The 14775-nt window shown below is 68.4% G+C and carries 11 protein-coding genes; all 11 read right to left on the bottom strand.

The annotated features are described in order from the left end of the window. Window positions 1-106: 106 nt before the first annotated feature. Window positions 107-748 (bottom strand): hypothetical protein, encoded by a 642-nt coding sequence (locus tag AACH06_RS23675; RefSeq protein ID WP_341428256.1) that lies wholly within the window; start codon window positions 746-748, stop codon window positions 107-109. A gap of 19 nt (window positions 749-767) precedes the next feature. After that, on the bottom strand, window positions 768-2828 hold the full coding sequence (locus tag AACH06_RS23670; protein WP_341428255.1) for an eCIS core domain-containing protein: 2061 nt from the start codon (window positions 2826-2828) through the stop codon (window positions 768-770). Window positions 2829-2880: 52 nt separating this feature from the next. Continuing rightward, window positions 2881-4290: an eCIS core domain-containing protein gene (locus AACH06_RS23665; protein ID WP_341428254.1), complete on the bottom strand. Its 1410-nt coding sequence runs from the start codon at window positions 4288-4290 to the stop codon at window positions 2881-2883. After that, entirely contained in the window at window positions 4290-6746 is a 2457-nt protein-coding gene (locus AACH06_RS23660; RefSeq protein ID WP_341428253.1) for an eCIS core domain-containing protein, read from the bottom strand. Before AACH06_RS23660 ends, AACH06_RS23665 begins: the two co-directional genes overlap by 1 nt. After that, window positions 6743-7084: a hypothetical protein gene (locus AACH06_RS23655; protein WP_341428252.1), complete on the bottom strand. Its 342-nt coding sequence runs from the start codon at window positions 7082-7084 to the stop codon at window positions 6743-6745. Before AACH06_RS23655 ends, AACH06_RS23660 begins: the two co-directional genes overlap by 4 nt. Continuing rightward, window positions 7081-9240, bottom strand: a complete 2160-nt coding sequence (locus AACH06_RS23650; protein WP_341428251.1) for an ATP-binding protein — start codon at window positions 9238-9240, stop codon at window positions 7081-7083. Before AACH06_RS23650 ends, AACH06_RS23655 begins: the two co-directional genes overlap by 4 nt. Before the next feature lie 10 nt (window positions 9241-9250). Next, window positions 9251-10567 (bottom strand): Pvc16 family protein, encoded by a 1317-nt coding sequence (locus AACH06_RS23645; RefSeq protein ID WP_341428250.1) that lies wholly within the window; start codon window positions 10565-10567, stop codon window positions 9251-9253. Further along, on the bottom strand, window positions 10564-11454 hold the full coding sequence (locus AACH06_RS23640) for a hypothetical protein (RefSeq protein WP_341428249.1): 891 nt from the start codon (window positions 11452-11454) through the stop codon (window positions 10564-10566). Before AACH06_RS23640 ends, AACH06_RS23645 begins: the two co-directional genes overlap by 4 nt. Before the next feature lie 67 nt (window positions 11455-11521). Further along, window positions 11522-12265 carry a T4 family baseplate hub assembly chaperone gene (locus AACH06_RS23635; RefSeq protein WP_341428248.1) on the bottom strand — a complete coding sequence of 248 codons (744 nt, stop codon included), beginning with the start codon at window positions 12263-12265 and terminating at the stop codon, window positions 11522-11524. 31 nt (window positions 12266-12296) lie between these two features. Beyond that, window positions 12297-12821: a phage tail protein gene (locus AACH06_RS23630; protein ID WP_341428247.1), complete on the bottom strand. Its 525-nt coding sequence runs from the start codon at window positions 12819-12821 to the stop codon at window positions 12297-12299. Between the two features lie 35 nt (window positions 12822-12856). Next, complete coding sequence (locus AACH06_RS23625) at window positions 12857-14446, bottom strand: phage tail sheath family protein (RefSeq protein ID WP_341428246.1); 1590 nt, start codon at window positions 14444-14446, stop codon at window positions 12857-12859. Window positions 14447-14775: the final 329 nt, after the last annotated feature.

The raw sequence follows: 14775 nt of genomic DNA, 5'->3' as shown, positions 1-14775 counted from the left end.
GGCGCGCCGCGGCGTTGCGACCCTTGCCCAGGCGTACAGCCTGGGCTGCGCGCCGCGCCTTGCTGCGCGCCCTGCCAAACACCGGCGAACATCCGATTTCTCCGTTTCACTGGACTAGGCTCGCGAAGCTGCCGCTCGGCGCGCGTGCGGCGAGCTGTTCCTTGCCTTGCAGGTAGGTCATGAAGAGGTTGCCGCCCTTCACATCGAAGCCCAGGTCGTCCACGCTGAGCACGCGCATGCCGAGGTTCACCTTGGCGCGCATCGGGTTCAGGTGGGCGTCGAAGGCCTCTTCGGTGATCGACAGCTCGGTGATGCGCACCGGCACGATGCGTTTGGCGCCGAACACGAACAGCGGCAGCGGCGAAGTCGCGGGCGCGATCTCCAGCGAGCCGGAGCGCGCTTCGCTGTTGACCGAGTTGAGATGGCCGCTGGTGGGGTAGACGATGGTTTCCAGCGCGGCCAGCTGGGGGTGCAACCCGGCATCGTTGGTCTGCCCGTCGTTGGCCTCCATCGCATCGGTGGCATCGATCTCGGCCTCGACCTTGATCGTCTCGACCGGCGGCCCCTTCAGCCGCAGTGCCTCGACATGGTCGCCACTCTCGGCCCCGGCCCCCTTGATCTGAAGGCTGCGGGTGAGGGTGTCGGGGTTGTACTGCAGGGCGATGATGCGCAACACCGCCCCGGTGCTCGGGTCGACCAGCACCAGGCCGCCACGGACCAGACGGGGGGAGCGGGGGAAGCTGGACATGGAGATCGCCTTCGATTCGTCAAGCGTTGGTGTAGATCGTCGAGCACTCGGTGTCGGTGAAAGTCTCGCCTTGGGGTGGGCCTCCTGCCGGCCCCATCGTTCGACGCAAGTCGCCAGGATGGTTGCCGCTGTTGAGCAGCACATGGCCGGCTTCGTGAGCCAGCGTTCTGCCGTTGGAGTTGTTGGTGATCTTCAGCATGTTGCGAATGACGGATGCGCCGCCGGTCGCGCAGTAGGGCGGGTAGGACTCGGCGCGCGCGTGGCTTCCGATGTCCTGCACATAGAAGGCGCGCAAGCGGCTTGCAAGGCCGAATCGAGCCGTCGCTCCGGTCATCAGTTGTCGCTCATCGGCGCTCGCGGAACCGCAGGTTCCAGTGGCCGCCACCCTGTCGGCGCCTATCCAGGCGGCCGTCTCGGCTGCCGTCGCCGTATGGTTGCCAGCATGGACGAGGCGCACGTTGCATTGCGCGTAGATTCCGTTCGCCACTGCGACATCCGACGAAGGGTCCCGGCTGGAACCGTCGAGCTTGACCGTGTCGATGGAGACGGTCTTCTCGGCGCGGCTTCTCATCGCGGTGGGCCCTGCCGATGCGGCAACGCCTGCCACTCGGGTCAGCATCAGGTTGGCCCGTGTGAGGCTGGCCTGCTGCGCAGCGCTCGGTGCTGCGGGCGCGGCAGCCAAGGCCGTGCGAATGATGGCCAGGATCCCGGCCCCGCTGGTCTGTGCCGCGAGAAGATCGATCTCGCGGTTCACCAAGTTGTCCATGAACGCCAGTGCGACGTCGAAGCCCGAAGCCGCCAGCTGACCGAAGACTTCCCGGATGAACGGCAGCTCGGCGGTGGCATTGGTCACCGCTCTGGCGCCGAGCGCAATGCCTCGACCGAGCGCGTCGGGGGTTGAACTGAGGAATGCGGTGGCATCTGCCGCCACCGTTGCGGCGCTCGGTACGCCGGTGGCCGTGGCGCGTTGGTCGAGCAGAGGTTCCCACGCCGCATCAAATGCAGATGCGAGGGCGCGAATGTTCAATGGATGGAGGATGCCCGTGTTGGTGGCCTCGTCGAGGCGAACCGGAAGTGGAAACCGCAAGCCGGCACGCCATCGTGTCATGGACGGTACGGGCAGGTATGTCTGGTTGTAGACGAGCAGACCTCTCGCCAGCTCGTCTGCGGTGATGATGTCCAGCGGCAACGGGGACGCTGCGCCCGGGGGGGTGAATGGGGTGGCCGTGATCCAGAGCGGCAGCAGTTCGACAGCCATGGTCCTGAGCGTCAGGTTCTCTCCGACGATCACCTTCAATTGCGGCCCCCCGGAACTCAGAAGACCCCCTCTGACTTCCGGCGGACCGACCGCGGTGTCTCGAACGGTGTCCGGTATGAACTGCAAGCCCGAGCGAGGAACGTGGCCCAGCTCTCGAGTCAGGTCTGCTGCGTCGGGCGCCCCTGCGCTGGCGCGAGACAAGCGAGGCTCACCCGCGCGATGGCGAACTGCGATGTCTGGCGTCGGTGATCTGGTGATCGCGGCGGCATTGCGATCAGCCTCGCGTTCGAGCGCGTCTTCTTGCGCGCCGAGTTCGAAGCGCTGGGTCTGGCGTCCCATCGATCGCTGCTGCACGACGTGAGTCAATTCGTGCGCGAGCAGACCGCGTCCGGATTCGGAGTGCGGCGCGTACCGACCACTGTCGAAGACCACATGGGTGCCGACGGTGTAGGCGAGCGCGTTGACGGCCCGGGCAGACTTCGAGGCGGCGGCGCCGGAGTGGATCCGTACACCGCTGAAGTCCTCTCCAAAGTGACGCTCCATGCGATGACGGGTCTGCTCGTCCAGAGGTCGACCGCCGTTGCCAAGCGTCTCCTCGATCAGGGATCTCGCGTCGTCGGTCAGTCGATTGCCGTGCGTGGCTTTGCGCTGTATTGCCCTCTTCTTGCAAGGTTCGCACTCGCCACCCGTGGCATGGTTGCCGCAGGCGCACTTGCACTGGAGCCTCATGGGGCCGCTGCTTGCGACGGTCGTATCCGCCGAGGCTGCGAGACGCTGATTCATGTCGGTTCCGTCGAGAATGATGTGCAGGCGACTCGCCATCGACGCTGCAGCCGCATCGACGCTGAGTGAGGGGCAGGGCGCCGCGCTGAGTTCATGGCCTTGGCTGCCCTTTTTCCTGGATGGCGGCCTCGGTCGCCTTTTCGATGGCGTCCAATGCAGCGGGGTCCTTGATACCTTGGGCCTCTGCGGCTGCTCTTGCGCCTTTGGCAATGCCGGACTTCACGCCACTGCGCGCTGCGTCCTTGATCTTGTCTCGGGCTTCCTTCGGCAGGAATCCGCCCACCGCATCGATCACGGGATCGATGATCTTCTTTCCGATCACGTCAAGAGGCGACGAAGGCTCACTGCCCTTGGGCACCGGCGGGATCGGCTTGAAGTAGTCCGGCTGCGGCGGCCGGAACGGCGGCCGTGGCCCGTTGTCGAAAATGTCGGGAATCCTTGGCGGGAACAGATTGATCGGCGGCTTCTCCGGCGGGCTGAATTCATCCTGCCGGCCCGATGCGCCGGGGGGCTTCAACGACGGCGGGTGCGACAGCAGCGGCGGCAGGCTGGACTTCTTCGGATGGAATCGCACCTCCACGCGCCGGTTCTTCGCGTTGGGCGTTTCGTCCTTGGTCTTCACGGCCTGCGGTGGCCCTTCGCCTTTGCTGTCCGTGGTGATGATGGCTTCGGAGAGCCCCAAGTCGATCAACGCCTGCTTGACCGCCGCGGCCCGTGCCTCGCCGATCGCGACGTTTTTGGGCTCGGCGTCCACGGTGTCGGCGTGGCCGGTGACCGTGATCGTGGACAGGGGGTACTGGTCGAGCAAGGTCCGGATGTTGGCGGCGGTCGATGCCAACTGCTTGAGGTGATCCGGCTTGAGCGCCGACTTCCCGGTATCGAAGCCATCCAGCGTCGTTGAGCCAACCGCCGCTGCAAGGAAGGGCGAGGCGTTGTCGAGCAGGCCTTGGCTGCCGGTCAGCGGTGGCATGGGTTTGAAGTCCAGCCCTTCCTCGCCCGAGGGCTGACGCTGCAGCGCTGCGCCTGGTGTGCGGATGGCGGGCACCTTCGCCCCGGCGGCGATCGCCTCTGCGGCGGAGTCTGCTTCTCGCTCGCTGGCATCTCCGGGTTGGCTGACGGAGGCGCCAGCCGCCTGAGGTTGCGCGACGTGCGCCAGCTCGTGTGCAAGCAGCTTGCGTCCCCGTGAGGTTTGGGGAGCATAGTGGCCCGCCGCGAAGACCACATCCTGTCCCGCCGTGAATGCGAGGGCGTCCAGGTCGCGCGCCGAGGCCGCTGCATGTCCGTCGGTGTGGACGCGAACGGCGCTGAAGTCCCGGCCAAAGCGCGGTTCCATGTCGGCCCGCGTTGCGGCGTCCAGGGGGCTTCCAGGCGAATTCAAGGTGTCCTTCACCAGAGGGGGCAGGCTTTGCGCATCGCTGCCCGCACTTCGCTGGACATTCGCCGGTCGAAGCGCGGTGGTCGGCGTGGTGTCGAAGCGCCGTGAAGCGTTGCGGTCCTTCATCAGATCCCCGGCAGTGCTGCCCGCAGTACCTTGCGGATGGTGTCGATCAGGCCGTTGCGCTTGCTGTCGCTCGCGCCCGGCGCCAGGCGTGGTGTGTGCAAGTGGATGGTGGGTACTTTCGATCCTGAGCTGCTGATGAGCAGGCTGTTGCGATAGAAGACCTCGTTGGAGAGGAAGCCGCCCCCGGAGCCTTCGACAGACTGGCCGGCATCCTTCGGCGGGCCGGAGTCGGTGGTTCGAGGTTGCGTGGCTCCGCTTGGCAGGTCATCCACGGTGGTCTCTTCTCGAATGGCCCCTTTTCGTCCGAGCGCGCCGCGCATGCCGGCCAGCGTTTTCGTCGGCACATTGGTGGGGAGAAACTCAGGCCCAGCAGCCAAACCGGGCGGTTCCACCGGTTTCGTGGGCGACCCGCCGCTCACCTGCCCGAGGTTGTCCTGGAACACATCGGTGGAACGTCGGCGGCCTGCGAACTCCTCCAGTTCGAACTTCGAGCTGCCCTGGCTGATGCTCATCACCAGGTGCGGTGGCTGTGCACCGCTCAGATGGGGTCGCAGGACGTTCTCCACCACGCCGTCGTTGAAGTCCGCGTAGCGAACGGGATAGACCACGCTTTGCACCTGCCCGCTCACGCTGCCTTCCGTGAGCGTTTCACCATCGAGGGCCAAGGCGGCGGCACCCGACAGATTGCTTTGCTTGATGTCGCCGCCGCTGGTGAAGCCGAAGGGATCGAAGCCGCTGACCAGGATGCGCTTTTGGTCGGCGGCGGAGGTGAAGGTCGCGTCCGTCATCCCGCGCGAGGTTTGCTCGAGCAGTTGCAGCAGCGTCGCTTGCAGGCGCCGCAGGGCATCGGCGTCGGTGGCCCAGAAGGGGTTCCAGTCCCGCAGCGTTGAACTCAACATCAGCCGCGTCCAATAGATCTGCCGGTCGTCGCTGCCCGCGCCGCCGGATCGCGCGGCCGCGGTGGCGTCTTTCCAGAGCTTGTCGCCGAACTTCTTCACCACCTTCTCGGCGGCCTTGGCGTTGTAGGCGCCCTTCAACGCCTTGCCGAATTCGGCGGCGGTCGTTGCTGCCGTGGCGTCGAGGAAGCCGTCGGCTTGGGCCTCCGGCAGCTTCGCTTCTTCTTTCGTGCGCGCCGGCACGCAACGGGGAATCTTGTCGACCACCGGCGTGCCCTTGGCAATGTCGGCGATGTCGGTGTCGAGACCCGCGTCGTTCACGCCGCGGGCAGACTTGAGCGCATCGCGCTCCTCGCGGATCTGGCGCCGTGCTTCGTCCTGCTTGGCCTTGATCTCCTGCTTGTTCAGCTTGCGCTTCGACCGAGCCTGGATGGCTTCACCGTCGGGGGGCTTGCTGCCGGCAGTCTCGAAGTCGCCCGCCCATTCGGCCTGGAGCGTCTTGTCCGAACACTTGGGTTTCGCCAGACCTTCCACCACGACTTGGGTGACGCCGGCGACCGCCCCATTGAAGATCTTCTCGGCGGTGGCACTGTGAAGCCGCACGCAGCCGTGCGACAGTGGCTCTCCGGTCACCGGGGAGTACTCGTGCAGCGCCACCGATTTGGCGTCGTGAAACTGCGTCCAGAAGGGGATCGGGCCACTTCCAATCTTCTTGGTCACCGTGAACGTGCCCACGGGCGTGCAGTTGTTGCCCACCTGGGTTGAACGTGCGGCCGAACACGTGCCGCCGGAGGCAGCGCCGGCGGTGTCGTCGAAGCAGCAATGGCCCTTGCCGGTAGAGCACTTGTCTTCGAAGGTGCTCCCGTCGGTGCGTGTCGCGATCACGCGCTGAGGTGACTCTTGCTTGACGCGCACCTCCTTGATGCGGGCCGTGCTGCCGGCGCCACCGGCGGGCTGGCGTCGCAAGGTGGAGGCCTGGCCACCACCCTGCTGCAGCACGTGGCTCAGTTCGTGGGCCAGCAGCCGCTGCCCGGTGGGCGAATCCGGCTGCAAGCGGCCCGCACCGAACACGATGTGAGAACCGACGGTGTAGGCCGCTGCGTTGACCGCGCGCGCCGAAGCGTGGGCGTGGGCATCGTCGTGCACGCGGACATGGCTGAAATCGCTGCCGAAGCGCGGCTCCATGAACCGCCGGGTGGCCGCGTCCAGTGCCCGCCCGGGGCCAGCCAGCACATCGTCGACGATGGCCGGTGCAGTGTCGGCGTCTTTGGCGTTCGAGCCGGCCGACGGCAATGCCGCACGGCTCAACCGAAGCGGTGTGGCGGTGGCCGGATCAGCGCCTCGGCCGCGCCGCATCACTTCATCGGCCGCATGGTCGGCTTCGGCTTCCAGCGGGTCGTTGACGCTCCCGATCGACAGGGCCTGTCGCTGCAGCCGCTTGCGCTTGCACGACTCGCAATCGCCGCCCCCGCTGTGCGTGCCACAGGCGCATTGACGCTGCAAGAAGGCGCCTGGCTTCGCGCCGCGTGCTGCCGGCTGCTGAGCCGTCTGGAGCTTCACGGCTTCAGGCCTCCCCACAAGGCGGCGGCCAGTCGATGGCCCAGTTGCTCCGGCGTCACGCCCGCTTCGAGCCGCAGCTCCGGCAACTGCAACCGGTCGATCGCTTGCGGCTGCAGCTGTTGAAGGTCTACGTTGCCATCTGTGATCAAGCGGTGCAGCGCCTGGCTGAGGGCCCGCTCGACGCGCGCCCCGTCGGCCGGAGCAAGCGGGACCCCTTGCAGCACGACGCGATCAATCTGCATCGACAGCGGCCGCCCGCTGGCCGCTGCCGGTGCTGCCGTCGGCGCAGCCAGGGCTGGGGACATGGCCGGGGCGGGATGGTCGGCAGCGCGGTTCATCTGAATTCCGCCTCATTGACCGGCTTGTCGAGCTTGCGCAGCTCGGCCCGCAGGCTGGACAGCAGCACGGGCATCGTCAGCGGTACGTTGCGTTGCGCGGCGGTGAAGGCGGCGTTCAGTGCCACGCTGGTCACGTTGCCGCCGGAGAGGTTGAAGCGCGCGAGGCGGTCGAAGTCGAGCTCGTCGTGGGGCACGTCGGGCAGCACGGCATGGCGCCACAGTTGGCGGCGTTCGTTCACGCCGGGGTACTGGAAGTTGACGACGAAGCGCAGGCGGCGCAGGAAGGCGGTGTCGAGTGCGCTGCGCATGTTGGTGGCGAGGATGGCCAGGCCCGAAAACGACTCCATGCGCTGCAGCAGGTAGTTGATCTCGATGTTGGCGTAGCGGTCGTGGCTGTCTTTGACCTCGCTGCGCTTGCCGAAGAGCGCATCGGCTTCGTCGAAGAAGAGGATGGCGCCGCCGGTCTCGGCCGCGTCGAAGAGGCGCCGCAGGTTCTTTTCGGTCTCGCCGATGTACTTGCTGACCACCGCAGACAGATCGATGCGGTACAGCGCCAGATCCAGTTCATTGGCGATCACCTCGGCGGCCATCGTCTTGCCGGTGCCGCTTTCGCCGCAGAACAGCGCGCTGATGCCGAGGCCGCGGTTCATCTTTCGGCCGTAGCCCCAGTCCTGGTAGACGCGGTAGCGGTGGCGAACCTGCGCGGCGATCTGTCGCAGCAGCTGGGTGGCCTCGTCGCCAAGCACGATGTCGTCCCAGGTGGCGCGCGCATCGATGCGCTGGGCCAGCAGGTTCAGCCGTGGCAGGGCCGCCTGCTTGCAGGCCTTCCACACCCGTTCGGGCAGGGCTGCCTGGGTGGTGTCGGCCGGGCCCTCTTCATCGATGGGCGTGCGGGCGTTTGCCAGCGCAAGGGCCTGGGCGATTTCGCGGGTGTTGAGCTGGTACTGGCTCGCCAGCCGGTCGGCCGTGTCGCGCGCTTCGCTGGGCGCCAAGGCGGGTTGCAGTGCCCGCATCCACGCTTCGTGCTGCTCGGAGGGCGTGGGCTTGTCGACTTCAACCATCAGCGTCTCGGGGGCGCGCAGGGCGGCGGGTTCGCGCAGCGCGAGGAACACCAGCCCCAGATCGCGCGATACGAACGAGCGCAGCAGGCTGCCCGCTTCGCCGTGCGAGGGGTCGAGATCCTCGGCCTCGAGGTAGAGCGCCAACGGCAGCATGGCCCGCTCGCGCTGCCACAGGCGGGCCAGTTGCTCGATCTCGGCGCGCGTGCCGGGCAGCGATTCGGCGGGCAGCCGGTAGAGGTAGCAGCCCAGCTCGGCGCAGACGGCACGCGCCGTCTCGGTCTTGCTGTGCCCGTCCAGGCCCAGCAGCATGACCAGCGCAGGGGCCTGCGTGCCGAGGGCGCGCAGCTGCTGCAACAGGTCGTGCACGACCGCCTGCTGTGAGGCGGACAGTTGCGGCGCCGCGCCGACGTCGACCGCGTTCATCAGCGAGGCCAGCCGCTCGTCGATGTCGTTCAGGCCCTTGATGAAGTGGACGATGCGCTCGTCGGCGCGCAGCGCGGCCACGGTGAGGGGCGTGGCGCCGGGCTGGTTGATGTCGAGCAGGCGGGCGTAGCGCAGCGGCCGGTGCGGCGACAAGGCGTCCCAACTGGGCTCGTCGAACAGGCGCAGCGCGAGCGAGAAGTTGGGCAGGCCGTGGCCACCGCCAGCGCCGGCCTGGGCCCGGGTGATCAGCGACCCCACATCGGGGTCGAGCTCGCAGGCCGCGCACAGCAGCAGGATGTCGGCTTCAAAGTCGCTCAGCCCCATGCGGCGGGCGAGCAGCACAAGCGCCGGGGGTGGCTCGCAACTGGCCGCGTCCGCCCGCTCGGCGGCCGCGGCGGCCAACTCGGCGGGGCTGACGGCCGGCGCGATCGGCTCGGCCGGCACCGGCGTGGGCGCGAACGATGGCAGCGCTGCAGGCGCGTCGTTGCGGCTGAACCAGGCGCGGGTGGGGGGCGGGGCCTTCACCGCAGGTGCCGGGGCGACCGCGGGCAGCGGCACCGCATCGGCGGCGGGGCGGGCCGGCTCGGCGGCCGCCATCAGCTTCAGCCTCAACCAGCGCAGCGAGGCTGCCAGGTAGCGGTTGTTGTCGTCGAGCCAGGTTTGAATGCTCATGGCCAGGCCCTCACGACAGTTGCACGCTTTGTGCGGCGTCGAAGGAGAACACGGGCGGCGAACCCGCGGCCAGCACCGGCAGGCTGTCGACACCATCCACACGCAACCGCAGCAGGTAGTTGCCCGCTGGCAGGGCAGGCACCTCGAACTCGATCGTGCTCGGCAGCGTGGTGTCGGCCGGGGTATCGATGCTGCTCGGCACCAGCTCGGTGTCGCCGAAGATCAGCCGCACGCCGGCTTCCTGTCGCGGCTGCAGCCGGGGTGCACAGGTGATCGTCAGCGTGAACGCGGCGCCCGCGTCTGAAGCCAGCGGCGAAGCGGTGATGCGTGGGGCGATCACGGCGGCCACGCTGTTGCTGCGCCAGATCGGGCGGCCTGGCTCGTCGGCCTGGATCGAGACGCTGTACAGGCCTACACCCCAGGCTGCCACGGCCCCGGGCGCCGAATCGGCGGGCAGGCTGGCGCTGCGCTCGGTGCCCGATCCGCCCGCATCCAGGGCCAAGGTCTGGGTGAGCCCCAGGCGATCGTTGGTGAAGACCGCGCTCAGGGTGCCTGCACGGGCCAGGCCGGTGCCGATGAAGCGCAGATCGTCGCCCAGGCGCAAGGCCGGCAGCAGCGGCAGGCTGGCGTGGCGCACGGCCTGAAGCAGGGTGGGCGGTGCCGCCATCGCTTCGGGGCCCCGATCGCCCGCGCCGCGTTGCAACACCGGCGGGGCCGCGCGGGCGCCGCCTTCGGCCTGGATCAACACCACCGACACCAGGTAGGCCATCGACGGGCGGTAGCGCGATTGCATCGCCGTCCACAGCTTCGAGAGTTCGTCGGCGCTGGGGTAGACGGGGGTGATCTTGATGAGCTCGACCTGGTCGGCCAGGTCTTCTGCCGACAAGGTGCCGAAGCGTCCCGGGACGATGGTGCCATCCACCGGCGACGGCGTGCCAAGCACGGTGCGCAGCTGCTCGCGCGAGATCACGGGGGTTTCGTGCAGCAGCTGCATCGCGTAGCCCAGCAGCACCTCGGCGTTCAGATCCTGGCTGCCGTAGGCGCTGATGAGGTAGTGCAGGTCCAGCGCGAGCGGCGGGTTCGTCAGCCGCTGGCCCCGTCCGTCCCGCGAGGGCAGGGCCACGTTGCGCCAGCCCAGGTTGGGCGTCATCTGGTACAGAAAGACGTTGAGCTGGTTCGCTTCGGTGTTGCCGGTCGTGATGCGGTCGGGCGGCTGCGCAGTGACCGAGAAGCTGCCGATCGACGACAGGTCGTGGTTCAGCAGGCCCTCGTTCAGCAGGTCTTTGAGGGTGGCGGTCACGGCGGCGATGGCCAGGGCGGTGCTCATCCTCGGCCTCCGTGCCGTTCACGCAGGTATTGATCCAGGCTCAGCCGCGGCGCGGCGCGGCGGCTCGGGGCCGGTGGGGCGGGCGCGGTCACGGCGCGCACTTCGATGCGGCCGATCGTCACCTGCACCGGCGCGGGCGCCTCGCGCGGTGTGGCAGCCTGGGCCGCCGTGGACGGCGACTGCCGCGCAGCGCGGGCCATGGCACGGGCTGGCTGCGCGGGCTCGGGCCGGCGGAGGGGCGGCATCGGCGGGGCTTGCAGCAAGGGCGTGCGCGGGGCGCGCACGCTGGACGTGGGCTGCCCCTGGGGCGCCGGTGCCGCATCTCGTTGGGGCCGCGGCGCAAACGCGTGATCGGCGTTCCCGCCTTGCCGGGCAGGGACAGCCGCGGCGGCGGGAGCGGCGCTCTCGGCCTGCGCCCTCGCCAGCGGCGGTGGCGATAGTGGTGGCGAGGCCAGCATGGGGGCCGATGCATTCCCGTGCCGGCTGTCGTGTACCGGGCGCGCAGGCGGGGCGTGCGGCGTGGCGGGCGTGGCTGGAGTCGATCGTGCCAGCGTGGCATCCACCCTCAGCGTTTCGCGCGGCGAAGGTGGCTCTGGTCGAGCGTGCCGATCTGGGCCCTGCGGGGGCCGCTGGCCCTGGTGGCCGAGTGAATGGCGGGCTTCTCGGGCCGCAGGCTGATCAGCGATGGGGGCGAACGTGGTGGGCCCCGATTCGGAGGGGGCCGCCCAGGTTCGCGGAGCCGCCGGCATCGTGGAGGAATCGATCTCGTCCATGGCTGGGCCCGGCGCTGGACGCGGCGACTCGAAGCGCGACGGTTGGCGGCGCTGCAGCACGTCGTCGCCTGGGCGCGCACGCTCGATCAGCCGGGCCAGGTGGTGGGCTCTCATACAGCCCCCTTGGCGCTGCGCGCCGTCCCCCCGAGGGGGAGTTCGTCCTTGAGGCGGCTCTGCGGGCTCATGACTGCACCAGCGCGATGTAGTGCCCGCGGCGCGCCGCGCTCAGGCCGAGGATCTGAGACTCGCTCCAGCCGTAGGCCGAGGCCAGCAGGTGCACTTCGCCCAGCGTGCGTTGGGCCCAGTCGTCCAGCTCGTCCCACAGGTAGGCGCCGATGTCGAAACGGCGCTCGAAGCCGTGGCCGCAGGCGGGGCAGGTGAGGGCGATGGTCGTGTCGGCGCCGGGGTCAAGCTGCGCCATCTCCAGCTGCAACCGGTCGACCACGGCAGGGGGCAACTCGCTCGCGGCTGTCGGCGAGCCGTGGTGCCGCGCCTGCAGCACGCAGCGCTCCAGCAGCTGCCGGGTGGCAGCCTCGACCGTGTCGAGTTCGGCGACCGCGATCAGGTCGTCGCTCGCGGGCAGTCGAAAGTCCAGCTCAAAGCCATCGAGCTGCAGCGAAGCGCCGCCGTGGCCCGCCTCGCCGGCGGGCGTCTGGAGGTCGGCGGTCGCGAACTGCGTCTGCAGGGTCTCCTGGCAAGCCGGGCAGGCGGCGATCGTGTCCAGCTCCTGTCCAAACAGCATCTCCTGCAACCGGAAGAGCCAGGCATCGCGCGTTCCGAGGGGCAACTGCCCCCAGTCGGCGCCATGGCCCTCGTCGGCTTCGGGCCACGCCATGCGCAGCAGCGCCAGCGAGCGGCGAAGCGGGTGCTCGGCCCGGGCGTGTTCCCAGGTCTGCAGCACGGCGTGTGCAGTGAGCGTGCTCATCTGGACTCATCGGCGCGGCACTGCTCGGCCATCAGGCCGGGTCGGTGAAGCTGATCTCCGACGGCTCGGGCGTCTCGACATCGCGCACCCAGCCTTCGTTCTCCAGCTTCAGGTGCTGGATGGCGATGGCGTTCGCGTTGGCGTCGAGATCCGGCAACGCCTGGAACTCGGAGACCCAGGCGCGGAACACCTTGTAGGCGATCGCGAGCTGGCCGGTCTCGTTGTAGACCTCGATGATCACGTCCTTGCGGAAGTCCTTCAGCGAGCTTTCTGCGCCCAGGCCGGCACCGAAGTTCCAGACCTTGTTCGCCCACTGCTCGAACTCCTTGTCGTGTGTCACGCCGCGTTCGAGCGTGATGGCCTCGAATTCGGTGCGGCCGGGCGACTTGCGGCTGCTGCTCGGGTCGCCGCCGTCGCGGTGCTTGACGACTTCGGTGGTGCGCCTGAGCGCGCTCACCTTGCTGATGCCGGCGACGTACTTGCCATCCCACTTCACCCTGAACTTGAAGTTCTTGTAGGGGTCGAAGCGCTGGGCGTTGACGGTGAACTGGGCCATGGTCGGCTCTCCTGGAGGATGGGTGGGTCGAGGCCTTAGACGTCGATCTGGCCGGCCATCTGCTGCAGCTTGATGATCACGAACTCGGCCGGCTTCAGCGGCGCGAAGCCGACGACGACGTTGACGATGCCGAGGTTGATGTCGTTCTGCGTCGTCGTCTCCTTGTCGCACTTGACGAAGTAGGCGTCGCGCGGTGATGCGCCCTGGAAGGCGCCCTGGCGGAACAGGTTGTGCATGAACGCGCCGGCGTTCAGCCGGATCTGCGCCCACAGCGGCTCGTCGTTGGGCTCGAACACCACCCACTGCAGCCCGCGGTACAGGCTCTCTTCGATGTACAGGGCGGTGCGCCGGACGGGGATGTACTTGTATTCATCGGCCAGCAGGTCGGCGCCGCGCATCGTGCGCGAGCCCCAGGCCACGGTGCCGATGATCGGGAAGGTGCGCAGGCAGTTGACGCCGATCGGGTTCAGCTGCCCGTTTTCTTCGTTGGTGAGGCTCACCGCCAGGCCTTGCGCGCCCGAGACGGCCGCATCCACGCCGGCTGGCGCCTTCCAGATGCCGCGGTTGGTGTCGGTACGGGCGATCAGGCCGGCGATGGCGCCGCTCGGCGCGAAGGTGTCGAGCTGGCCGTCGCGGCGGGGATCAGGCTGGCGCACTCGTGGGAAGAACAGCGCGGCATTGCGGGCGCGCTCGCCGCTGAGCCCCAGTTCATCCAGCTTGCTGGTGACGACATTCGCCGAGTTCCATGCGGCCGGCGGATCGACGATGAGCATCGCGCGGCGCTGCACGCAGAAGTCCAGCGCGCTGCTGTACACCGCCGATGCGGTGTCGCCTTCGCGGGTGTCCGGCGGGATGCACATCAGGTTGAACAGGTCGGTCTTCTTCAGCGCATACAGGCCGGTCTTGTTCGCTTCGCTGCCCTGGTAGGCGGCGGTGTCCAGCGGCTCGCTGTCGCTGGCCTTGCCCGCATCGGCCACGGGTGCGGAGGCCGCGTCGTCCGTCCAGATGGTCTTGCCCGCGCCCGGCTCGGCGTGCTTGGGCGGCACCGAGGTGCCCGGCAGCGTGGTGCTGTCGGCCACGCGCAGCAGCGCCGATTCGTTCAGCAGCACCCGGTCTACCCGGCGTGGGCTTTCCTTGACCGTCAGGTTGACGAAGGTCTCGGTGGCGCCATCGGAGCCGCGGCGCACGGTGAGGTTAAAGAGGTCTGTATTGGCCAGGCCGTAGCGGGTGGCCACGTCTTCCGAGACCTTGTCGTCGATGCGCACCCGCAGCGCATTGCCCCAGCTGCCGCGCGATGCGGCCACCAGATCGAGGTTGGTCAGCGATATCTTCGCCGCCTCGTTGACGCCTTCGCCCGTCTTCTTCTTGTAGATCCGCACGATCACCGCCTTGGCGCCGCCGTTCTGGAAGAAGTCGCGTATCGCGTAGCTCAGTGGGTAGTTCGGGTCGAGGCCGCCGAACTGGCGCTCAAAGTCGCCGAAGGTGTTGATCAGGGTGGGTTCGTCGGTGCCCATCGCGGTGCGACCGACGAACGCGGTGATCGAGGTCGCGACACCGGTGATGGTTCGCACGCCACTGGGCAACTCCTCGACATAGACCCCGGGGAACGAGACTGCGACTGGCATGTTGGGCTCCTCGCGCTGGTACGCCGTGCCGATGAACAGCCGCGCCTGGAAGCGCCTCGGGTCGAGTCCGCATGGCCCTTCTCGCGACACGAGAATGGGGCCGAGTCACGTCCGTCGTCCCTCGAGGGGGTGGTACAGCTCAGGCCACCAGCGCGGGTTGATTTCGAGTCGCCACTGTCTGCGCCCCGCGAGCGCTCCGGCATCCCCAAGGCTGAGGATGTGGGCGCGCCAAGCTAGGGGTGGGGTTGGGGGGGGCAGGGTGGCCGAGCCGATGCCCCTGGCGGCGGGTAAAGAATGGCGATCAGGGCTTCACCCGTCCGGAAAGCCCC

It is taken from the genome of Ideonella lacteola (assembly GCF_038066555.1).
Taxonomy (GTDB): domain Bacteria; phylum Pseudomonadota; class Gammaproteobacteria; order Burkholderiales; family Burkholderiaceae_C; genus Ideonella; species Ideonella lacteola.
The sequence above is the reverse complement of the archived record's forward strand: the minus strand, read 5'-3'. Positions and strand labels throughout refer to the sequence as shown.